The sequence below is a fragment of the Acidovorax sp. KKS102 genome, from assembly GCF_000302535.1.
Taxonomy (GTDB): domain Bacteria; phylum Pseudomonadota; class Gammaproteobacteria; order Burkholderiales; family Burkholderiaceae_C; genus Acidovorax.
Genome location: NC_018708.1, coordinates 630,856 through 653,331, shown reverse-complemented (window position 1 = coordinate 653,331; position 22,476 = coordinate 630,856). Strand labels below are relative to the sequence as shown.

At 66.0% G+C, this 22,476-nt stretch carries 19 protein-coding genes; 6 read left to right on the top strand and 13 right to left on the bottom strand.

Annotated elements, in window-relative coordinates:
* Positions 1-3 precede the first annotated feature (3 nt).
* From C380_RS03010 to C380_RS02990, 5 genes are all read right to left on the bottom strand, one after another.
* A complete protein-coding gene (locus tag C380_RS03010; protein WP_015012414.1) occupies positions 4-789 on the bottom strand; it encodes a 1-acyl-sn-glycerol-3-phosphate acyltransferase in 786 nt (261 codons plus the stop codon).
* Between the two features lie 94 nt (positions 790-883).
* The gene (gene gmhB, locus C380_RS03005; RefSeq protein WP_015012413.1) at positions 884-1,489 is read right to left on the bottom strand and encodes a D-glycero-beta-D-manno-heptose 1,7-bisphosphate 7-phosphatase; all 606 of its coding nucleotides are present in this window, start codon (positions 1,487-1,489) and stop codon (positions 884-886) included.
* A 47-nt stretch (positions 1,490-1,536) separates the two neighbouring features.
* Entirely contained in the window at positions 1,537-3,678 is a 2,142-nt protein-coding gene (glyS, locus tag C380_RS03000) for a glycine--tRNA ligase subunit beta (RefSeq protein ID WP_015012412.1), read from the bottom strand.
* Between the two features lie 20 nt (positions 3,679-3,698).
* Positions 3,699-4,604, bottom strand: a complete 906-nt coding sequence (glyQ, locus tag C380_RS02995) for a glycine--tRNA ligase subunit alpha (protein ID WP_015012411.1) — start codon at positions 4,602-4,604, stop codon at positions 3,699-3,701.
* Between the two features lie 342 nt (positions 4,605-4,946).
* Positions 4,947-6,023, bottom strand: coding sequence for a type II asparaginase (locus C380_RS02990; RefSeq protein WP_015012410.1), 1,077 nt, complete (start codon positions 6,021-6,023; stop codon positions 4,947-4,949).
* Positions 6,024-6,229: 206 nt separating this feature from the next.
* Here C380_RS02990 and C380_RS02985 point away from each other — a divergent pair, with 206 nt between their 5' ends.
* Complete coding sequence (locus tag C380_RS02985) at positions 6,230-7,159, top strand: LysR family transcriptional regulator (protein ID WP_015012409.1); 930 nt, start codon at positions 6,230-6,232, stop codon at positions 7,157-7,159.
* Positions 7,160-7,222: 63 nt separating this feature from the next.
* Here the strand turns inward: C380_RS02985 and fabB are convergent, their stop codons facing one another.
* The 6 genes from fabB to C380_RS02955 form a co-directional block, all read right to left on the bottom strand.
* Positions 7,223-8,446, bottom strand: coding sequence for a beta-ketoacyl-ACP synthase I (gene fabB / locus C380_RS02980; RefSeq protein WP_015012408.1), 1,224 nt, complete (start codon positions 8,444-8,446; stop codon positions 7,223-7,225).
* Positions 8,443-8,964, bottom strand: coding sequence for a 3-hydroxyacyl-[acyl-carrier-protein] dehydratase FabA (fabA, locus tag C380_RS02975; RefSeq protein ID WP_015012407.1), 522 nt, complete (start codon positions 8,962-8,964; stop codon positions 8,443-8,445). The genes fabB and fabA overlap by 4 nt, the downstream gene beginning before the upstream one ends.
* 161 nt (positions 8,965-9,125) lie before the next feature.
* Entirely contained in the window at positions 9,126-10,760 is a 1,635-nt protein-coding gene (gene lnt, locus C380_RS02970; RefSeq protein WP_015012406.1) for an apolipoprotein N-acyltransferase, read from the bottom strand.
* Positions 10,760-11,644 (bottom strand): HlyC/CorC family transporter, encoded by an 885-nt coding sequence (locus C380_RS02965; RefSeq protein ID WP_015012405.1) that lies wholly within the window; start codon positions 11,642-11,644, stop codon positions 10,760-10,762. Before C380_RS02965 ends, lnt begins: the two co-directional genes overlap by 1 nt.
* A gap of 375 nt (positions 11,645-12,019) precedes the next feature.
* On the bottom strand, positions 12,020-12,760 hold the full coding sequence (locus C380_RS02960) for a GNAT family N-acetyltransferase (protein WP_015012404.1): 741 nt from the start codon (positions 12,758-12,760) through the stop codon (positions 12,020-12,022).
* A gap of 345 nt (positions 12,761-13,105) precedes the next feature.
* Positions 13,106-13,588, bottom strand: a complete 483-nt coding sequence (locus C380_RS02955) for an Lrp/AsnC family transcriptional regulator (protein ID WP_015012403.1) — start codon at positions 13,586-13,588, stop codon at positions 13,106-13,108.
* Between the two features lie 165 nt (positions 13,589-13,753).
* Between C380_RS02955 and C380_RS02950 the strand changes: the two genes are divergently transcribed.
* From C380_RS02950 to C380_RS02930, 5 genes are all read left to right on the top strand, one after another.
* Entirely contained in the window at positions 13,754-14,695 is a 942-nt protein-coding gene (locus C380_RS02950; RefSeq protein WP_015012402.1) for a triacylglycerol lipase, read from the top strand.
* A gap of 3 nt (positions 14,696-14,698) precedes the next feature.
* On the top strand, positions 14,699-15,688 hold the full coding sequence (locus C380_RS02945; RefSeq protein ID WP_015012401.1) for a lipase secretion chaperone: 990 nt from the start codon (positions 14,699-14,701) through the stop codon (positions 15,686-15,688).
* A gap of 186 nt (positions 15,689-15,874) precedes the next feature.
* Positions 15,875-16,996, top strand: a complete 1,122-nt coding sequence (hppD, locus tag C380_RS02940) for a 4-hydroxyphenylpyruvate dioxygenase (RefSeq protein ID WP_015012400.1) — start codon at positions 15,875-15,877, stop codon at positions 16,994-16,996.
* A 15-nt stretch (positions 16,997-17,011) separates the two neighbouring features.
* Positions 17,012-17,860, top strand: coding sequence for a phenylalanine 4-monooxygenase (gene phhA / locus C380_RS02935; RefSeq protein ID WP_015012399.1), 849 nt, complete (start codon positions 17,012-17,014; stop codon positions 17,858-17,860).
* 18 nt (positions 17,861-17,878) lie between these two features.
* Positions 17,879-18,814: an ATP-binding cassette domain-containing protein gene (locus C380_RS02930; protein WP_015012398.1), complete on the top strand. Its 936-nt coding sequence runs from the start codon at positions 17,879-17,881 to the stop codon at positions 18,812-18,814.
* Here the strand turns inward: C380_RS02930 and C380_RS02925 are convergent.
* Both C380_RS02925 and purT read right to left on the bottom strand, forming a co-directional pair.
* On the bottom strand, positions 18,789-21,200 hold the full coding sequence (locus tag C380_RS02925) for a bifunctional diguanylate cyclase/phosphodiesterase (RefSeq protein WP_015012397.1): 2,412 nt from the start codon (positions 21,198-21,200) through the stop codon (positions 18,789-18,791). The genes C380_RS02930 and C380_RS02925 overlap by 26 nt on opposite strands.
* A 59-nt stretch (positions 21,201-21,259) precedes the next feature.
* Complete coding sequence (gene purT, locus C380_RS02920; protein WP_015012396.1) at positions 21,260-22,462, bottom strand: formate-dependent phosphoribosylglycinamide formyltransferase; 1,203 nt, start codon at positions 22,460-22,462, stop codon at positions 21,260-21,262.
* Positions 22,463-22,476: the final 14 nt, after the last annotated feature.

Sequence of the window (22,476 nt, the reverse complement as noted above, 5' to 3'; positions counted from 1 at the left end):
GGTTCACTTCCCGCTGGAGGCCGTCGTGTTGGACGCTGTGTTGGCCACTGGGGCCGGGTAAGCATCGGGGTCCAGACGGCGCATCTCGGCCTCGATCCAGGCCTCCACCTCGCGCATGAGTTCGTCGGGCTGGCGCCCCACGCTGGAGATGGGCTTGCCGATCGACACATCCACCACGCCGGGGCGCTTGATGAACGCCTTGCGCGGCCACACCTTGGCAGAGGTCACGGCGATCGGGATCACGGGTGCGCCCGTGTCGATGGCCAGGCGCGTGCCGCCGGTCTTGTAGTTGCCCTTCTGGCCCCGCTCGATGCGCGTGCCCTCGGGGAACATGATGATCCAGATGCCCTTGGCGAGCAGGTCCTTGCCCTGCTGCACCACCTTGTTGAAGGCCTGGGTGCGCTGGTTGCGGTCGATGTGGATCATGTCCAGCCGCCCGATGGCCCAGCCGAAGAACGGCACATGCAGCAGCTCCTTCTTGAACACGTAGGCCAGGGGGTGCGGCATGATCACGGGCATCAGGAAGGTCTCGTACGTGGACTGGTGCTTGACCAGCAGGATCGCGCCTTCGTTGACGCCCTGCGGCAGGTTCTCCATGCCGGTCACCTCGGCGCGAATGCCCAGAACCACCCGCGCGCCGCTGATGCACAGCGACAGCCAGGCCCGCGCGATGCGGTACAGGGGCACGCCCCGCACGCCCAGCAGCGTGCCCAGCATGATGGCCAGCGCGTAGGGCACCACGGTGATGCCCATCCAGAGAAGGTGAATGACGGAACGGATAAGAGCCATTGGGAAGTCTTTTTGGCCGCAAGCGCTAGTGGAATATGCGCTAACAGCTATCAATTAAATAGCATCAGGATGTTGCCACGCCTGTGATGCCCTGTCACGACAGCGGCAAGGGCGCTGCGCCCAAAGCGCCCACACCACCTGTGGCGCCAGGCACCACCGGCAGCAGCTGGTCCACAAAATCTGCGAGGCTGGCGTGCACTTGCGTGCCCGCTGGCAACCCCGCAGGCAATGCCCCGCCCGGCCGCAACGCAGCCGACTGGCCGGTGCACACCAGGTGCAACTGGGCCCCCAGAGCGGCACCCGCCTGCAGGTGGGCCTCGCAGCTGCCCACCACGCGGACCTCGTTGCGCTCCACGCCGTAGCGGTCGCAGATCTGCTCGAGCAGGCCCGGAGCGGGCTTGCGGCAGCTGCAGTCCTCGTCGGCAGCGTGGGGGCAATAGAACACCGCGTCGATGCGCCCACCCACCGCTGCCACCTGCCGGTGCAGCTTGGCGTGGATGGCGTTGAGCGCCATCACGTCAAACAGGCCCCGGCCCAGGCCCGGCTGGTTGGTGGCCACCACCACATGCCAGCCCGCATGGTTGAGGCGGGCAATGGCTTCGAGCGCGCCGGGCACCGCCGCCCATTCGTCGGCCGAGGTGATGTATTCGTCCCCCATCGGGTTGAGGGTGCCGTCGCGGTCGAGGATGGCGAGTTTCATAGGAGGGGTTTGCCTTGTGAGAACCACCAGCCTACCAGCACCCGGGGTCAGACCGCCAGACGGGACAGATCGGCCACGCGGTTCATGGCTTCGTGCAGCGTCTTGAGCAGGCCCTGGCGGTTCAAGCGCAGGTCCAGTTGCTCGGCGTTCACCATCACATCGTCAAAGAAAGCGTCCACGGGCGCGCGCAACACGGCAAGGGTCTGCAGGCTGGCGGTGTAGTCACCGGCATCGAACTGGGCGTTGGCTTCGGGCACAAAACGCTGCAGCGCGGCAAACAGATCCTGCTCGGCCTTTTCCTGCAGCAGCTGGGGGTTGACGTGGGCATCCACCGGGCCTTCGACCTCGGCCTTTTTCAGGATGTTGCCCACACGCTTGTTGGCGGCGGCCAGGGCTGGGCTTTCGGGCAACGCGGCGAAGGCGCGGACTGCGGCCAACTGCTTCTCGACCAGGGCCAGACGCTGCGGGCGCAGGGCCAGCACGGCGTCCACCTCTTGCGCGCTGTAGCCTTGCTCGCGCAGGCTGCCAGCGAGGCGGTCGTAGATGAAGTCAGCGAGTTGCGCCGATGCATCGGTGATCTTGTCGCCAAACGCAGGCACGGCACCGGCCAACAGTGCGTTCAAGTCCAGTGGCAAATCCTTCTCGACCAGCATGCGGATCACGCCCAGCGCATGGCGGCGCAGCGCAAACGGATCGCGGTCGCCCGTGGGCAGGTTGCCGATGCCGAACATGCCCACCAGGGTTTCCAGCTTGTCGGCCAGGGCCACCACAACACCGGCCGTGTTGCGGGGCAGCGTGTCACCCGCGAAGCGTGGCTTGTAGTGGTCTTCAATCGCGTTTGCCACGGTCTCGCCCAGGCCGTCATTCAGGGCGTAGTAGCCGCCCATGATGCCCTGCAACTCGGGGAACTCGCCCACCATGTCGGTCACGAGGTCGGTCTTGGCCAGTTGCGCGGCCAGGTCGGCGTCTTGCACCAGTTGTGCATCGCCCAGCTGCTGTGCGATGGCCTTGGCGATGGCGCGCACGCGCTCCACGCGCTCACCCTGGGTGCCCAACTTGTTGTGGTACACGACCTTGCCCAGACCCTCGACGCGCGAGGCCAGGGTCTTCTTGCGGTCCTGGTCGAAGAAGAACTTGGCGTCGGCCAGGCGCGGGCGCACCACGCGCTCGTTGCCGCCGGTCACAAAGCTGGTGTCTTCGGGGCTGATGTTGCTGACCACCAGGAATTTGTTGGTGAGCTTGCCTGCGGCGTCGAGCAGCGGGAAGTACTTCTGATTGGCCTTCATCGTGAGGATGAGGCACTCTTGCGGCACGCCCAGGAACTGCTCTTCAAACTGGCAGATGACCACATTGGGCCGCTCGACCAGCGCGGTCACTTCGTCCAGCAGGGCTTCGTCTTCAATGGGGCGGGCACCGTTGCCCACCTTGGCAGCGGCAGCGGCGAGCTGGCGGGCGATCTCGGCTTTGCGCTCGGCAAACGATGCGATCACCGCGCCGTCTTTTTGCAGCGTGGCGGCGTAGCTGTCGGCGTCTTTCAACACCACGGGCGACACGGCGGCTTCAAAACGGTGGCCAGTGGTGCTGTTGCCAGCCGTCAGACCCAGCGCCTTCACAGGCACCACGGCGGCGCCATGCAGCGCCACCAGGCCGTGCGCGGGGCGCACAAAGTTCACGCTGGTCCAGCCGGGCAGCTCGCAGTCGGTTTCGAGCTGGTAGCTCATCACCTTGGGGATGGGGAGCTTGGCGATGGCTTCGTCGAGTGCCTTTTGCAGGCCACCTGCCAACGTCGCACCGGGCACCACGCTGTCGTAGAACAGGGCCTCGGCCTTGCCGTCCTGGGCGCGCTTGAGCGCGGCCACGGCGGCTGCGGGGTTGGACACATCGGCGCCCAGCGCCTGCAGCTTTTTCAGCAGCGCAGGCGTGGCGTTGCCGTCTTTGTCCAAGCCCACGGTCACGGGCATCAGCTTTTGCTGCACGGCCTTGTCGGCGGCCTTGTCGGCCACGGCGGTCACGTGCGCAGCCAGGCGGCGGGGCGAGGCAAAGGGCGTAACCACCGAAGCAGCGCTGGCCAGGCCCAAGGCCTTGAGCTGGTCCCCCAGCACGGTGGCAAAGGCATCGCCCAGCTTCTGCAGCGCCTTGGGGGGCAGTTCTTCAACAAACAGTTCAACGAGGAGGTTTTGGGTCGTCATGTTCTTGTTCTTTCGCTCGTTCACGCGGCCTTTTTGACCATCTGTTCCACCCACTCGCGTGGCGCCATGGGGAAGCCCAGGCGCTCACGGCTTTCGTAGTAGCTCTGCGCCACGCTGCGGGCCAGGTTGCGGATGCGGCCGATGTAGGCGGCGCGCTCGGTCACGCTGATGGCGCCACGGGCATCCAGCAGGTTGAAGCTGTGTGCGGCCTTGAGCACTTGCTCATAGGCGGGCAGCGCCAGCTGCTGCTCCATCAAGTACTTGGCCTGCTTTTCGTGCGCGTTGAAGGCAGTGAACAAGAAATCCGCGTCACTGTGCTCGAAGTTGTAGGTGGACTGCTCCACCTCGTTTTGCTTGTACACGTCGCCGTAGCTCAGCGTGTCGGTCCACTTCAGGTTGTAGACGTTGTCCACGCCCTGCAGGTACATGGCCAGGCGCTCCAGGCCGTAGGTGATCTCGCCGGTGGCGGGCTTGCAGTCGATGCCGCCGACTTGCTGGAAGTAGGTGAACTGCGTGACTTCCATGCCGTTGAGCCACACCTCCCAGCCCAGGCCCCAGGCGCCGAGCGTGGGGTTTTCCCAGTCGTCTTCCACAAAGCGGATGTCGTTCTTTTTCAGGTCAAAACCCAGGGCTTCCAGCGAGCCCAGATACAGCTCCAGGATGTTGGCTGGAGCGGGCTTGAGCACCACCTGGTACTGGTAGTAGTGCTGCAGGCGGTTGGGGTTCTCGCCATAGCGGCCGTCCTTGGGGCGGCGGCTGGGCTGCACGTAGGCGGCCTTCCAGGGCTCGGGGCCGATGGCGCGCAGGAAGGTGGCGGTGTGCGAGGTGCCGGCGCCCACTTCCATGTCATAGGGTTGCAAAAGGGCGCAACCCTGCGCGTCCCAGTAGGACTGCAGCTTCAAAATGATTTGCTGGAATGTCAACATGGCGTCTGTGGCTGAGGCACTGGCAAGCCAGGGCCGGGCAAATAAGGGGGAAAGAAGAAAACGCGGTGCGTGAGCAAACCCCAGGCCCGTCGCCCCACAAGGCAACAAGGACGGGCATCGCGCGCGCAAACCAGTGATTTTACGGCGCCCCGCCGCGTGTGCTGCGGCAGCGTCTACAACATCGGCCCGCACCCATGAAAAAAGGCCGGAGCCCTTTTGGAGCCCCAGCCTTCCCAACCAGTCACGCGAGCTATAAGCCGGTGCGTACCGGTGGCCACACGGGTGTGGCCGTCAACGCATGCATCGCGTCAAAGCATGGCGTTCAAACCTCGAAAACAGGGATCAATACTCCCAGAAAATGCGCTGCAGTTCCTTGCTGTCGTTGGTCTTGGTCAAAGCGACCATGGCCAGGATGCGGGCCTTTTGGGGGCGCAGGTCATGGGCCACCACCCAGTCGTACTTGTCGTCGGGCTGCTCGGCATTGCGCAGCACAAAACCATCGGGCACGCGCGCCGAACGGATGATCTGCACGCCCTGGCCACGCAAGGCCTTGAGCGAATCGACCGCCTGTGCGGCCACCGAGCCGTTGCCGGTGCCGGCATGGATCAGCGCCTTGACGCCGGCCTTGCCGTAGGCCTCGATGCCCGTGGTGTTCATGTTGCCGTAGCCGTACACGATGTCCACGGCGGGCAGCGCCTTGATGTCGTCGATGTTGAACTCGGAGTTGGTCGTGTGGCGCTTGACCGGGGCGCGGAACCAGTAGTTCTTGCCTTCCACCACCATGCCCAGCGGGCCCCACTGGCTCTTGAAGGCCTCGGTCTTGATGTTGATGGTCTTGCTCACGTCGCGACCGCTCTGGATCTCGTCGTTCATCGTGACCAGCACGCCCTTGCCGGCGGCGTCCTTGCTGGCGGCCACGGTCACGGCGTCGTACAGGTTCAGCGCGCCGTCGGCCGACAGGGCCGTGCCGGGACGCATGGAGCCGACCACCACGATGGGCTTGTTGGTGCGCACGGTGAGGTTCAGGAAGTACGCGGTTTCTTCCAGCGTGTCCGTGCCGTGGGTGATCACGATGCCGTCCACGTCCGCCTGCTTGGCCAGGGCCGACACGCGCTGGCCGAGGCGCAGCAGGTGCTCGTTGGTGAAGCTCTCGGAGGCGATCTGGAATACCTGCTCACCCGACACCTTGGCCACGTTGGCCAGCTCGGGCAGGCCTGCCAGCAGCTTGTCTACCGGCACCTTGGCGGCGGCGTAGGTGGCGCTGTTGGCGGCCGAGGCGCCCGCACCAGCAATGGTGCCGCCCGTGGCCAGCACCACCACATTGGGCTTGGCCGCCTGCGCCATGGCAACGGCAGAGGCAGCGGACAACAGCAAACCCGCGAGCCAGCGGCTGGCGGTGGGGGAGGAAGCGATGCGCATGAAGAGGTCTCCAGATTTTTTAGGTCGCGGCGCGTGTTGCGCCGCTTTGTTCAAAACCGCCGGTGAAGCGGTGCCGCATCCTATGAGAAACCAGAACACAGTCATGCGGAATAATTGCCCCACCCCTATGAATTTGGCTCACACCCCGAATGGCCGTTTGACGACCGTCAAGAGCCCATCGGCCCACGCCACGAAACGAATCCGCCATGAACTTGCGACAGCTGGAAGTTTTTCAGGCCGTGCTGCAAACCGGCAACATGAGTGCTGCCGCACGCCTGCTGTGCATCACCCCTTCGGCCGTCAGCAAGGCCGTGGCACACACCGAGCTGCAGCTGGGCTACCGGCTGTTCAACCGCTCGCCGGCAGGCCTGACCCCGACCCCCGAGGCCCAGGTGCTGGCCACCGAGTCCACCGGCATCTACCGGCAGCTGGATGCCCTCAAACGCACTGCGCGCAACCTGGCGACGAGTGATTCGGGCGATGTGCGGCTGGGCGCCATCCCTTCCATCACCCACGAGTTTCTGCCGCGCCTGCTGCAGCACCATGCGGAGCAGCATCCGCAGGTGGGCGTGGAGGTGCGCACCATCCACCAGGACCAGATGACCCCGGCCCTGCTCACACGCAGCGTGGACTTTTGCCTGGGCTTCTACAAACACCCCCATCCACAAATCGCGAGCGACCTGCTGGTGAGTGGCCGCCTGTATCTGGCGGTGGCAACCAGCGTGTGGGCGCGGGCGCCCCGCGCCGCAAGCCCCGGCGCACGGCTGGCGCAGGTGCCCGTGATCCGCCTGGTGGGGGATGACCCCATGCGCCAGGCGATTGACGACATCGCGCACCGCCTTGGCTCACCCGCCGGGCCCGGCATCCAGGTGCAGACATCGCGCCTGGCGCTGGAACTGGTGCGCCGGGGCATGGGCTGGACGGTGGTGGACTTTCTGACCGCCAAGGGCCTGGACCCGGCACAGATGGTGGCGCAGGAGCTGCACGAGCTGGCCCCCATGTCGCTGTACAGCTACCACGCGCGCGCCTTTCCGCCCGGTCTGCAGGCCACCCGCATGCTGGGCATGTTGCCCGCCTTGCTGCACGAGGCCCTGCAGCCCAACCCCAAGGCCCGTCAGGCGCTGACGGGCCGATAGAGCCCATGAAAAACGGCCTGCATGTCCAGAGACAGGCAGGCCGTTGCGGTGGGGAGTCCGCGGTCAGTGGTTCCAGCGGCGCAGCACCAGGCTGGCGTTGGTGCCGCCAAAGCCGAAGCTGTTGGACAGCACGGTGGTCAGCTGCGCATCGCGCGTCTGGGTGACCAGGGGCATGTCGCCCAGGGCTGGGTCGGGTGTCTCGACATTGGCCGAGCCAGCGATGAAGCCCTTGTTCAGCATGATCATGCAGTAGATGGCTTCTTGCACACCCGTGGCACCCAGCGAGTGGCCGGTGAGCGACTTGGTGGACGAGAACGGCGGCACCTTGTCGCCGAACAGGGCACGCATGGCGCGCACTTCCTGCATGTCACCCACCGGGGTGGAGGTGCCGTGGGTGTTGATGTAGTCGATGGGGGCGTCGAGCCCCTCCATGGCCTGCTGCATGCAGGCAATGGCGCCATCGCCCGAGGGGGCCACCATGTCTTCGCCATCGCTGGTGGCGCCAAAGCCCACCACCTCGGCCAGGATGGTCGCGCCACGGGCCAGGGCATGGTCCAGGCTTTCCAGCACTACGGCGCCACCGCCGCCGGCGATCACAAAGCCGTCACGGTTCGCGTCGTAGGCGCGTGAGGCCTTCTCGGGCGTTTCGTTGTACTTGCTGGACATGGCGCCCATGCCGTCAAACAGCAGCGACATGCCCCAGCTCAGCTCTTCACCGCCGCCCGCAAACATCACGTCCTGCACGCCCCATGCGATCTGCTGCGCGGCCGCGCCGATGCAGTGCGCCGACGTGGAGCAGGCAGAAGTGATGGAGTAGTTAATGCCCTTGACCTTGAAGTTGGTAGCCAGGCACGCGGACACGGTGGAGCTCATGCAGCGCGTGACCTGGTACGGCCCCACGCGGCGGATGCCCTTCTCGCGCAGCGTGTCGGCTGCTTCGATCTGGTTGGCGGGCGAGCCGCCGCCCGAGCCCATGATGAGGCCGGTGCGCGGGTGGCTGACCTGCGCGGGCGTCAAACCCGCCTGCTGGATGGCGTCTTCCAGGGCGATCTGCGCATAGGCCGCCGCGTCGCCCATGAAGCGCAGCTGCTTGCGGTCGATGCGCGCTTCAATGTCGATCTCGGGAGCGCCACCCACCTGGCTGCGCAGGCCCAGCTCCTTGAACTTTTCCACGGCCTTGATGCCGCTGGTGCCTGCACGCAGCGAGGCCTCCACGGTGGCCAGGTCGTTACCAATGCACGAGACGATGCCCGCGCCAGTGATGACTACACGCTTCTTGGTGGTCATGCTGCGTCCTTGTCGTCGCCCTCGCGCTTGAACAGCCCCACGCGCAGGTCGTTGGCTACATAGATTTCCTTGCCGTCGGCCAGCAGACGGGCGTCGCCGATGGCCATGACCAGCTTGCGCTTGATGACGCGCTTGATGTCGATTTCGTAGGTGACCAGCTTCACGTCCGGCCCCACTTCGCCGGTGAACTTGACCTCACCCGCGCCCAGCGCGCGGCCCCGGCCGGGCAGCTGCAGCCAGGTCAGGTAAAAACCGATGAGCTGCCACATGGCGTCCAGGCCCAGGCAGCCGGGCATGACCGGGTCGCCCTGGAAGTGGCAGGCAAAGAACCACAGGTCGGGCTTGACGTCCAGCTCGGCACGGATCTTTCCCAGCCCGTGCGCGCCACCATCGCCGTCGATGTGCGTGATGCGGTCAAACATCAGCATGGGTGGCAGCGGCAGTCGCCCGCTGTCAGCGCCGAACAGCCGGCCTTCGCCCGAGGCGATCAGTTGTTCGTAGGAAAAGGAATCTGCCATGTTCAGTCGTGCTCCAGAACGGCGGGTGGCCCGCCTCAAATCATCGTTTTACGCAACACCAGCCCCCGGTTGCGGAGCTCTATTATCAAGGCATAGGGAGCCGCCTCTAAACACCGGCCTGCGCGGGCCCCTGTGCAGGCCGGCGTAATGCCTGACCTGGATCAATCGCCAAGCGCCCTTCGGCCCCTGGCGGCGACCATGGCAACCAGCAGCGCCAGAGCCCCCAGGCCCCACAGCGGCCACAGCCCCCAACGGGACACCCACCACGCGTAAGGCGTGATGGCCCAGCCACTCTGTGCGTCCAGCCCCCGGCCGTGCACCTCGCCTTTGAGCACGCCGCGCGTGTAGCGGGCCAGCTGGTGCGTGACCACGCCCCGGTGGTCGATGATGACCGTGGCGCCCGTGTTGGTGGCGCGCACCATAGGACGCTCGAACTCCAGCGCGCGCATGCGGCTGATGTGCAGGTGCTGGTCAATCGCCAGGGTGTCGCCAAACCAGCCAATGTTGCTGAAGTTGACGAACACCGTGGGCGCCTGGGCCGGGTCGATGAACCGCGCACCCAGCTCCTCGCCAAACAGGTCTTCGTAGCAGATGTTGGGCGCAATGCGCTGCCCCGCCACGGCAAAAGAGGCCTGGCCCACCGTGCCCCGGTTGAAGTCGCCCAGCGGGATGTTCATCATCTCCGTGAACCACTTGAAGAACGGCGGGATGAACTCGCCAAACGGCACCAAGTGGTGCTTGTCGTAGCGGTACGGCTCGGCCTGCGTGGCAGCACTCATGCCCAGTACGGAGTTGGTATAGCCCTGGGCCTCATCCCCCAGCGGAATGCCCACCATCGCGGCCTGGCTGCCTTGTGCATAGCGTTGCTGGATGCCCTCCAGATACCCGGGAATGAGCTGCTGCGGTAACAACGGAATAGCTGTCTCGGGCGCCACCACCAGGTCGGCCTGGGCGTTGCGCAAGGCCTCCGCATACCACTGCAGGGCCACGGGCACGCCGCTGCCGGGCTGGAATTTTTCGTCCTGGGGGATATTGCCCTGGAGCAGCTCCAGGCTCAGGGGCGCCGGGCGGCGATGCGCCGGGGTGTGGCACAGGTCCACGGCGCAATGCCGGTCTACCGTGGCCCAGGCCAGCAGTCCCCCCATGGCCAGCAGCAGCGCCCACCAGCGCACGCTGCGCAGGTCGGCCGCGCGCACTTGCACCAGGCCCATTGCCAACGCAGCGGCCACGGCACTGATGCCATACACCCCCATGTGGCGGGCCAGCACGGCCAGCGGACCGTCCACATGCGCATAGCCGCCTGCGCCCCACGGGAACCCCGTCCACCAAATGCCCCGCGCCAGCTCGGCCAGCAACCAGAGCGCTCCGAAAAAGAGAGCACCTCCGCCACGATGGACCGGCGCATAGCGGCAAAAGAGTGCCAAAGCGGCTGCGTAGTAGCTGGCCAGAAACGCTGCCAGGCCCAGCACCGCAGCCACCGCCAGCGGCGCGGGCAGGCCGCCATACGAATGCATGGAGATGAACAGCCACCAGAAGGTACCCGCCAGCCAGGCGGTGCCAAAAACCCCGCCGAGGATTGCGCCCCGCTGCCAGCGCACCGTGCGGAGCCCTGAGCCTGCGCTTGCGGCAGGTCGCACCAGCCAGGCCAGCACCGCCATCGACACCAGTTGCAGCCACCACAGGGGTTGACCGTTACCCGGCCAGGCCAGCGAGGCGGCCTGGGCCAGGCCCACGACCAGCGCCAGCAGCAGTTGCGGCAGCAGCGGCCCGCTCGCCGTCCGAGAGTGCCGCGACATCAGTCGGCGGCGTCGGTGGCTTCGACCCGGGACACCTTGAACCAGCGAACCGCACCGCCCTTGGTGTGCAGCACCACAAAGTGCAGGCCGCTGAGCTGAAGGTGCTCGCCGCGCTTGGGCACATGGCCCATCTCGTGGGCGATCAGGCCGCCGATGGTGTCGAAATGCTTGTCCGGGTCGCTGCCTGCAATGGCCACCTCGAAGGCTTCGGCCACGCGGTCAATCGGCGTGTCGCCGCTCACCCGGTAGGTGCGATCGGCCAGGCCAAAGATGTCGCCCTGGTCTTCGGGGATGTCGAACTCGTCCTCGATCTCACCGACGATCTGCTCCAGCACATCTTCGATGGTGATGAGCCCGGCCATGCGGCCAAACTCGTCGATCACGATGGCCAGGTGGTTGCGGTTGCCCCGGAACTCGCGCAGCAGGTCGTTCAGGCCCTTGCTCTCGGGCACAAAGGCTGCGGGGCGCAGCAGCGCACGAATGTTGAGCTCAGGGGCCCGCTGCAGCTTGAGCAGGTCCTTGGCCATCAGAATGCCGATGATGTTCTCGCGCTCGCCCTGGTACACCGGAAACCGTGAATGCGCCGTGCTGATCACCAGGTGCAGCAGCTCTTCGAAAGGCGCATCGATGTTGACGAGGTCCATGCGCGGAGCGGCCACCATCACATCGCCCGCCGTCATGTCGGCCATGCGAATCACGCGCTCCAGCATTACGCGCGATTCGGCGCCGATGACCTCGTTGTCTTCGGCCTCGGCCAGGGTTTCGATGAGCTCTTCCGTCGAATCCGGCCCGGGGTGGATGAACTCGGCCACTTTCTGCAGGAAGCTGCGCTTGTCTTCCCTCTCGGGCGGTCGCCCGGGGTGCGCGGGGTGCGGGTCAGACACTGTTTGAGAGCGTGTTATGCACTTTTGCGTGCCCACGAAAGCCGGGGAAAGGCCCGGCAACTAGGCGCAGGACGTGCAGTGGTATGAATACCGCAAACGTGCTGCAACAACGTGGCCGGGCCTTTCCCCGGCTTTCCCAAAGGGTTGGGCCCTGAGGCCAGCGCTCGCATCGTTGCGGACCTCGCCAAGGCGACCAGCCTTGGCAGTGGCCCGCGCCTCACGATCACTGGCCTCAGGGCCCAACGTGGGTACGAAAAAGTGCGTAACACGCTCTTTGGTGCAGGACGTGCGGTAGTGAATCAGGCCCCTAGGATAGCGGATTGCCGTGACAGGACCACACCGGCCGATCTCACGACCCGGCGCGGCCCGGGTCGCTCACTCGGCCGACTGGTGGCGCGCGTGCTGCACGCCGCTGCGCACTTCCTGCACGCTGGCCAGGAAATCCCAGAACTGCTTGGCCTGCTTCTTGAGCTGGTAGTCCACCTCGGCGAACTGCTGCTCGACCATTTCGGTCATGCGCGTGTCGAGGCTGGCGGGCGGAATCTGCAGGTAAGCCTCGGACTCGGACCCGTCGCGGCGCACTGTAGCACCGGCGTTGCGCGCGATCTTGAGCATGGCGGTGTTTTCAGACAGCGCATGGATGAACACCATGTTCACGCCCTCATTGCGCGCATGCATCACGGCGCGCTCGAACAGGCGCGCGCCAAAACCACGGCCCCGCGCCTGCTTGAGCACGGACACGCCAAACTCGGCACAGGGCTTGTGTTCGGGGTTTTCCGAGAACGCCAGGTGCGCCATGGCGATGAGCTCCAGGCGGCGGTTGTAAATGCCAAAAATTTCGTCGCGCTCGAAGTTGAGCTGCTCGGCGTAGCGGCGGATCTGCTCGTCGTTGGCGGCATAGCCAAAGCGCAGGTAGCGGTCTGCAGGCTCCAACTGCAGCAGGTGCTGGGTGATCCGCTCCCGATAGGAGGGGCCCAGGGAGCGGATAGGAACCATCACGGGCGTCTCCTGCTGGTGGATGTGAATGTCAGAGGCAGAAGAGCCGCCGGTTACCGGGCGCAGCATGTCCCGGCCTGCGTACCAGGATGCCTTGAGCCAGTCTTTGGTTGCGAACATGTCGCCAAATATAAGGGTTTTCCCTCATCTTTTCCAGTCCAAATTGCTGCGCCGCAACAAAATAGTGATCCGACTCAAAATACCGAAAAATCGGCCCTAGGCGCTGGAAGATCATGCCTCAATAGCTATCAATTTAAGAGTATCTGTACCCCCAATCTCCTCTGCAGGGGTCGCAGACGCGACGGCTGGAGCGGCTGCACTCCACTCAGCGCCAAGCCGTCTTTGCAAAGGTAGAGCGTAAAGCGCGGACTGTCCTACGGCAACCTCTGCCACATCAATAGACGCCACAGCGAGTCACGCCTGTGACCTGCCCGGGCACATCCCCAGGCCAAGGCCCGCGCCGGGTTATACCGGCACGGCCGTGGTCGCCTTCACGCGGTCCAGCACAAAGCTGGTCTTGCAGTCCTGCACGCTGGGGTGCTTGAGCAGGGTGTCCATGATGAAACGGCTGTAGTGCGCCATGTCGGCCACCACCACGCGCAGCAGGTAGTCCATTTCGCCGGTCAGCGATGCGCACTCCACCACCTCGGGCCAGGTCTGCACGCTGGCGCGGAACAGATCCATGGGGTTGCGTTTGTGGCTTTCGGTGTGCTTTTCCAGCCGTACGTTCAGGTACGCCGTGAGTCCCAGCCCCACCGCCTCGGGCTGCACCAGGGCCACGTAGCGGTGGATCACGCCGCTGTCCTCCAGCCGCTTGACGCGGCGCAGCACCGCGCTGGGCGACAGACCCACCTGCTCTCCGATGACGTCGTACGTCTCGCGGCCGTTGTCCTGCAGGCGGCGCAGGATGGCGCGGTCCAGCTTGTCGAGTGCGTCAAAGGCTTTCATGGCGCAGGATTTTACGAACAACTGCACAGTTTCTGCATGCTGCGGCGCACACGCGGGTATGTCCCGATAGTGACTCCAGGGGCTGAATACAAGAATTGATCTCGCAAAAAAGAACGATCGTTCGTTTTTGCAAGCATAAGAAACCATACCAACGGAGACAAACACATGACCGGATTTTTCAGCCGCTTTTTGCGGCGACTGGTGCTGGCAGCCACAGCGGGGTTGCTGTTGCTGGGCGTGGGCGCGCAGGCGCAAACGGGCTACACCCAGACGCGCTACCCCATCGTGCTGGTGCACGGCCTGTTCGGCTTTGACTCGGCCCTGGGCATCGACTACTTCTACGGCATCCCCGACGCGCTGCGCCAGGGCGGCGCCAAGGTCTACGTGGCCCAGGTGTCGGCCGCAAACAGCACTGAGGTGCGCGGCGAGCAGTTGCTGGCGCAGGTCAAGACCATCCTCGCGCTGACCGGGGCGTCCAAGGTCAATCTCGTGGGCCACTCGCACGGTGGCCCCACCACCCGCTATGTGGCCGGTGTGGCGCCGCAGCTGGTGGCGTCGGTCACCTCGATTGGCGGCGTGAACCGGGGTTCGCGCGTGGCCGACATCCTGCGCGGCGTAGCGCCCGCGGGCTCGGTGTCCGAAGCCGTGGCCAGCGCCGCCGCCAAGGCGCTGGTGGGCCTGATCAACCTGACATCCGGCGGCACCGGCCTGCCCCAGATGCCCACGGCGGCGCTGGACTCGCTGACCACGGCCGGCTCGGCCAAGTTCAACAGCCGCTTTCCGCAAGGCGTGCCCACCTCCGGCTGCGGCAGCGGCGCCGAGCTGGTGAACGGCGTGCGCTACTACTCCTGGACCGGCACCCTGCCCCTGACCAACGTTCTCGATGCCAGCGACGCCCTGCTGGCCACGCTGAGCCTGACCTTTGGCGAAGCCAACGATGGCCTGGTGTCGGCCTGCTCGTCGCGCTTGGGCAAACACCTGGGCGACTACCGCCAGAACCACCTCGACGAAGTCAACCAGTTGCTGGGCCTGCGCGACTGGTTCTCCACCGACCCGGTGACGCTGTACCGCCAGCACGCCAACCGCCTCAAGCAACAAGGCCTGTAAGCCATGACCCAGCCCTCGCGCACCTGGGCGGTTGCCGCCGCAGTCCTGGCCCTCACCACGGTCGCCGTGGTGTGGTGGCTGGGAGGCCCTGCCGGGTTGGGCGCGGGGGATACCCACCCATCACAGGCGGGGGCGGCGGCCGCCGCCGCCGGTGCCCAGGTACAACCCTCGCCAGCACAGGGCGCGGACCACAGCTTTTTTGCACGCCGCCGCGCCATCACCACCGACAACCCGGCCGACCCGCTGCTGGTGCACGGCCTGCGCGACACGCTGGAAGCCCTGCTGATGGAAGCGGGCGACGCCAGCGACCCGGCCACGCTAAAACAGCGCCTGGCCGCACTGATCAACCAGCATTTCCCCGCTGCCCTGGCCACGCGGGCGCTGGCCCTGGCCGAGCGTTATGTGGACTACCGCGTGGCCCTGGGCAGCCTGCGCGCGCCGCAAGACCTGACCGACCCACGCGCCTTGCGCGATGCCCTGGAGGCGCGCCACAAGGTACGCCTGCAGTTTTTTGACGACGCCGAGTACGACGCCCTGTTTGCCCGCGAGGCCGACCTGGACCGCTACACCCTGGCGCGCCTTGAGATTGAGCGCAACACCCAGCTCAGCCCCGAACAGCGCGCCCAGGCGCTGCAGGCGGCAGACGACGAACTCTCCGCCGAGCACCGCGCCGAACGCAGCGCTGCCACCGAACACATGGCCGCCGCCGCGCAGACGGCCGCGTTCAACGCCAGCAATGCCGACGAACGCACCCGCTACGCCGCCCGCAGCGCGCAATACGGCCCGGCAGCCGCGCAGGCCATGGCCCAGCTGGACCGGGAGGAACAGCACTGGAACCAGCGCCTGGACCAGTACAGCCAAGCCCGCACGCAACAGGGCGAAGGCCCTGGCCTGCAGCAATTGCGCGAACAGCTTTTCTCGCCCGAGGAGCAGCAACGCATCGACGCCGCGCTGGCGCTGCGCCGGCTCAACGCGGGTAGTTCGGGCTCCTAGCTCTTCTGGAACCGACGCAGCCCGGGGCGGCAATCCAGCGGCAGCGCGCCGCCATACTGCGCAAAATTTTGACCATTCACAAGATTCCTGCAAATCAAGCGGCCAAGCCTCTTGAATTCGCCAGAAACATGAGGCAGGCCGCGCCTACAGTCCATGACATTCATCAACGAATGCCGGAGACACCCCATGAACGCCGCCCTGCCGCAAGAAACCGCCGCCCAGCTCCAAGCCTGGGACAACCCCATGGGCCTGATGGGCTTCGAGTTCGTCGAATTCACCTCGCCCCAGCCGGGCGTGCTGGAGGCGGTGTTTGAAAAGTTGGGCTTCACGCTCGTGGCCAAGCACCGCTCCAAGGATGTGGTGCTGTACCGCCAGAACGGCATCAACTTCATCCTGAACCGCGAGCCCCACAGCCAGGCCGCCTACTTTGGCGCCGAGCATGGCCCCTCGGCCTGCGGCCTCGCCTTTCGCGTGAAGGACGCGCACAAGGCCTACAACCGCGCGCTGGAGTTGGGCGCCCAGCCCATCGACATCCCCACCGGCCCCATGGAGCTGCGCCTGCCCGCCATCAAGGGCATTGGCGGCGCGCCTCTGTATTTGATCGACCGCTTTGAAGACGGCAAGTCCATCTACGACATCGACTTCGAGTTCATCGAAGGCGTGGACCGCCGCCCCGTGGGCCACGGCCTGAACGAGATCGACCACCTCACGCACAACGTGTACCGCGGCCGCATGGGCTTCTGGGCCAACTTCTACGAGAAGCTGTTCAACTTCCGCGAAATCCGCTACTTCGACATCCAGGGCGAATACACGGGCCTGACCTCCAAGGCCATGACCGCGCCCGACGGCAAGATCCGTATCCCGCTGAACGAAGAGTCCAAGCAGGGCGGCGGCCAGATCGAAGAATTCTTGATGCAGTTCAACGGTGAGGGCATCCAGCACATCGCGCTGATCTGCGACGACATTCTGGCCACCGTGGACAAGCTGCAGATGGCCGGCGTGCCCATGGCCCCAGCCCCCAACGACATCTACTACCAGATGCTCGAAGGCCGTCTGCCCGGCCATGGCCAGCCCGTGGGCGAGCTGCAGTCGCGCGGCATTTTGCTCGATGGCACCACGGCCGACGGCACGCCGCGCCTGCTGCTGCAGATTTTCTCCACCCCCATGCTGGGCCCCGTGTTCTTCGAGTTCATCCAGCGCAAGGGCGACTACCGCGACGGCTTCGGCGAAGGCAACTTCAAGGCGCTGTTCGAGTCGCTCGAGCGCGACCAGATCGCCCGTGGCGTGCTTGAGGCCAAGAAGGCCTGAGCGGGAGCGAACGCCATGACCACCGAGTCTGTCGTCAAACCCGTCGTGTACGGGGCGAGCGACCGCCCCCCGCGTGGCAACTACAGCCGCGCCAATGCCGACTACACCTGCACCCAGGATTACGCGAGCTATACCGCCGCCGACCACGACACCTACCGCCGCCTGTACGAGCGCCAGCGCGCCCTGCTGCCGGGACTGGCCAGCCAGGCGTTCATCGACGCCCTGCCCTCACTGGGCGCGAGCGACCGCATTCCGCGTTTTGAAGAGGTGAACGAGCGCCTCTACAAAGCCACAGGCTGGGAACTGGTGGGCGTGCCCGGCCTGATCCCCGAGGTGCCCTTCTTCACCCTGCTGGCCAACCGCAAATTCCCGGTGACGGACTGGATCCGCAAGCCCGAGGAGTTCGAATACATCGTCGAGCCCGACATTTTTCATGACCTGTTCGGCCATGTGCCGCTGCTGTTCAACCCGGTGTTTGCCGACTATGTGCAGCGCTACGGCCAGGGGGGTCTGAAGGCGCAGGGGCTGGGGTCGTGCGAGATGCTGAGCCGCTTGTACTGGTACACGATCGAGTTCGGGCTGATCCGCGAGGCGGGGCAGTTGCGGGCGTATGGCGCGGGGATTTTGAGTTCGTCGGGGGAGCTGGCGTATTCGGTGCAGAGCCCGGAGCCGCAGCGCATTCCGCTGCAGCTGGAGCGGACCATGCGCACGCGCTACAAGATCGATACGTACCAGCAGACGTATTTTGTGATCGACAGCTTTGAGCAGCTGTTTGAGATGACGGCGGCGGACTTTGCGCCGATCTATGAGCGGCTGCGGGGGTTGCCGGAGTTTGCCGCTGATGGGCGGGAAAACGCATCATAGGACTCACAATCCGTGTCCATGACCGCACTTTTTGAAGCCCTGCACCTGCGCAAACGTTATGGCGAGACCACGGTGGTGGACGACGTGTCCTTCGCCATTGCTCCCGGCGAATGCCTGGGCGTGATCGGCCCCAACGGCGCGGGCAAGACCACCACCATCCGCATGTGCCTGGGCCTGGCGTCGCCCGACGGTGGCGAAGTGCACTTCACGCCGCAGCCGGGCACCGCACCGCTGCTGATGCCCCGCGATACGCTGGCCATCAAAGCGCAGTTGGGCGTGGTCACCCAGTTCGACACACTGGACCCAGACTTCACCTGCGCCGAAAACCTGCGCGTCTTCGGCCGCTACTTCGGCCTGAAGGGCGCTGTGATGGACGAGCGTGTGCCCCAGTTGCTGGAGTTTGCCGCCCTCACCCACAAGGCCAATGCCAAGCCCGGCGAGTTGTCGGGCGGCATGAAGCGGCGCCTGTCGCTGGCGCGCGCGCTGGTCAACAACCCGCGCCTGCTGCTGCTGGACGAGCCCACCACCGGCCTGGACCCGCAAGCCCGCCATCTGATGTGGGAGCGGCTGCAATTGCTGCTGCAGCAAGGCAAGTCCATCCTGCTGACCACCCACTTCATGGACGAGGCCGAACGCCTGTGCTCGCGCCTGCTGGTGCTGGACCATGGCCGCAAGATCGCCGAAGGCCGCCCGCGCGAGCTGATTGCCCAGCACCTGGAGCCCGATGTGGTGGAAGTGTTTGGCGTGGGTGCCGTGCAGATGGCGGAAGACGCCGCGCTGCGCACCCTGGCCGCCCGCGTGGAGGTCAGTGGCGAGACCGTGTTTTTCTACACGCAGAATGCGCAGCCGCTGTTGCAGGCGCTGGGCCAGCACGGCCACCTGCGCACGCTGCACCGGCCCGCGAACCTGGAAGACCTGTTCCTCAAGCTCACCGGGCGGCAGATCCGCGAGTGATACCGACCGGGGAGCCGGCCACCCGGCCCTGCCACCAGTTTTCCAGATCTTGTGGCGCACAAGGCTGGGAAAAGAGGTAGCCCTGCAGTTCGTCGCAGCCCAGCCGTGCCAGCCACTGGGCTTGGTGCTCGGTTTCCACCCCCTCGGCCACCGTGCGCAGGCCCAGCTTTTGCGCCAGGGCCACGATGGCGTCCACGAGCGCTTCGCCCCGGTCGTTGCTCCCCAGGTCGTTGACGAAAGAGCGGTCAATCTTGAGCTTGCGCACCGGAAACCGCTTGAGCTGGCTGAGTGACGAATAGCCGGTGCCGAAGTCGTCAATGGCCAGCTGCACGCCCAGCGACGTGAGGCGTTGCATGGTCTGCAGGGCCTGCTCCACGGGCTCCATGATGGAGCTTTCGGTGATCTCCAGTTGCAGCAGATGGGACGGGCACCCCGTGCGCTGCAAGGCGCGGTCCACCACCCGGTCCAGATCGGGCTCCTGGAACTGGCGCGCCGACAGGTTCACCGCCACCGGTATTTCGCCCCATCCGGCATCCAGCCACCGGCGCGCCTGCGCGCAGGCCTCGTTCAGCACCCATTCGCCCAGGGGCACGATCAGCCCCGTGTCTTCGGCAATGCCGATGAACTGCAGTGGCGACACGAGCCCCCGCTCCGGGTCTGCCCAGCGCACCAGCGCTTCGACCGAAGACACCTGGCCCGTCCGCGCATCCATGATGGGCTGGTAGTGCAGGCGCAGCCCGCCGTGTTCGATGGCGTGGCGCAGGCCGGCTTCCACCCGCAAGCGCTCGGTCAGCACGTCGGTCATGTGCGGGCTGAAGAAAGCCAGCCGGTTGCCGCCCAGGTCCTTGGCGTCGTACATGGCCACGTCCGCATTGCGCAGCAACAGGTCGCCGGAGTCTCCATCCTGCGGGAACACGGCGATGCCCAGGCTGGTGCCCAGCAACCAGCTGGATGCGCCGGTCTCGACGGGCAGCGTCAGCGCCCGCAAGATGCGCCGGGCCATCGGCTCCACCACCGCCGCGTCCGGCAGGTCGGGCAGCACCACCACAAACTCATCCCCTCCCAGCCGCGCCACCACGTCGCCAGGGCGCACGCAGCCCTGCAGCCGGGCCGCCACATCCCGGAGCAAGGCATCGCCCCGTGCATGGCCCAGGCTGTCGTTCACCCCTTTGAACCGGTCCAGATCCATGGCCAGCACCGCCACGCAGTGCGCCCGCTCCCGGGCCCGCTCCAGCGCCGCGTCCAGCCGTTCGGTCAGGCTGTAGCGGTTGGCAAGGTGCGTCAGCGGATCGCGCCGCGCCTGGCGCTCCAGCGTTTCGGTGTGCTGCGCGATGGACTGCTGCTGGCGCAGCAGCGACTCCGCCATGCGGTCCAGCGCCCGGGCGACCTGCCCCAGCTCGCCCGGGGGATAGGGTGCGCCGATGGGTTCGGCGTAGTTGCCAGCGTCCAATCGGCCAATGGCGCGGATGGCACGCATGGCGTGGCGGCGGACAGAAAACTCCACCAACAGCCAGGCCGCCACAAACACCACCGCCGCCAGCGCCAGCACCCCCAGCAGTGCACGCCGGAACTGGCGCTCCACGGGGCCTCGCAAGTCGTCTTCGGGCACAGCCAAGGCCAGGCGCAAGTCCGCGCCTTGCGAGCGTGGCAGCGGGGCGCGCACCCACACACGCCGCACACCATCGCTGCCCTCCATCAGGGCATGACCGTCGGCAGGCTGCAGCATGAAGGCACGTTCAGCCCCGCCCGCAGCCAACGTCGACACCTCGGGCCGGTGGAAGTCCATGACCACCGAGCCATCGGCATTCCACACCTGTAAATTCATGCGCTCGTAGCGCTGCGCATGCACCATGGTCTGGCCGTAGTCCTGCATGTCCAGCGAGGCCAGCAGGATGAAGCGCAAGGCCCCCGCAGGGTCGCGCACCGGGTAGGCCACCTGCAGCACGCCTTTGCCCGTCAGGCGACCAATGGCGGCCTCCAGCACCGGGCCTGTGGCCGTCTGCGCCCGCTGGAAGTAGCTGCGGTCGCGCAAATCCAGCGCCCGGCCGCTGCGCAAGGAATCGCAAAACAGGGAGCCGTCGGGCTGGATGGTGAGGATGCCGGTGTACTGCGGATGCTCCTTGAGGACATCCGCCAGAAAGTCCGAGCAGGCCGCCTTGTCGCCCGCGGCCAGCAGGGGCACGCGCCCCAGGCCAAACAAGAGCTGCCCCGTGCCCGCGATCTTGTCGTCCAGATCGCTCGCGATGATGCTGGCCCGGGCCACCAAACGGTCACGCGCCTGGGTGGTGGTGGCCGACCGGAACTCCAGCAGGAGCCACACAAGGGCCGGCACCGGCAGCAAAGAGGCCGCCAGCACCAGCCACAGAATGCGTGCACTCAGGCTCACAGGGTTGCTCCTTCACAAGCGCCATGGCACCGGCCTGCACCTGCTGCAGGCCTGGGTCATCAGGCCGCGCGGGGCCTCACCTTGCCCGCAGCCAGCTTGGCGTTGGCCCGCGCGCTGTCCACATTGTCGGCACGCGCCAGCGCCACGCCCATGCGGCGCTTCACAAAACTCTCGGGCTTGCCAAACAAGCGCAGGTCGGTGCCCGGCACGCGCAGAGCGTCGTCCACACCGTCAAACACGATGCCCTGGGCCTCAACGCCGCCGTAGATGACGGCACTGGCGCCCGGGTTGCGCAGGCTGGTATCCACCGGCAGGCCCAGGATGGCGCGGGCGTGCAGCTCGAACTCGCTCTGGTGCTGGGTGCACAGCGTCACGAGGCCGGTGTCGTGCGGGCGCGGACTCACTTCGCTGAACCACACGTTCTCGCCCTTCACGAACAGCTCTACACCAAACAAACCCTGGCCCCCCAGGTTGTCAGTCACGGCCTTGGCGATCTGGCGCGATTTTTCGAGTGCTGCCGGATGCATGGGGTGGGGCTGCCAGCTTTCCACATAGTCGCCGCTCACCTGCACATGGCCGATGGGGTCGCAAAAGCTGGTGACGATCTGGCCGTCCGCCCCCACTGAACGCACCGTGAGCTGGGTGATTTCGTAGTCGAAGTCGATAAAGCCCTCGACGATCACGCGGCCGTGGCTCACGCGGCCGCCGGCCATGGCGTAGTCCCAGGCCTTTCGCACATCGGCCGGGCCGTCGATCTTGCTCTGGCCTTTGCCGGAGCTGCTCATCACGGGCTTGACGATGCAGGGGTAGCCAATACCCGCGTCAATCGCGGCCTGCAACTCTTCGAGCGAGTTGCAGAACTTGTAAGGGCTGGTGGGCAGGCCCAGCGTCTCAGCCGCCAGCACACGGATGCCTTCGCGGTCCATGGTCAAGCGCGCGGCGCGGGCGGTGGGGATCACCCGCACGGTGCCCGCGGCTTCCAGCTCTTCGAGCATGGGGGTGGCAATGGCTTCGATCTCGGGCACCACCAGGTGCGGGCGCTCGGCTTCGATCAGCGCCTTGAGCTGGGCCGGGTCGCTCATGGTGATGGTGCGCGCGTGGTGGGCCACCTGCTGGCCGGGCGCGTTGTCGTAGCGGTCTACGGCGATGGTCTCGACCCCGAGACGCTGCAGCGCAATCAGCACTTCCTTGCCCAGCTCGCCCGAGCCCAGCAGCATGACTTTGGTGGCGTGGTGGGACAGGGGGGTTCCGAGGGTGGTCATGGTGGTAGTGCTTT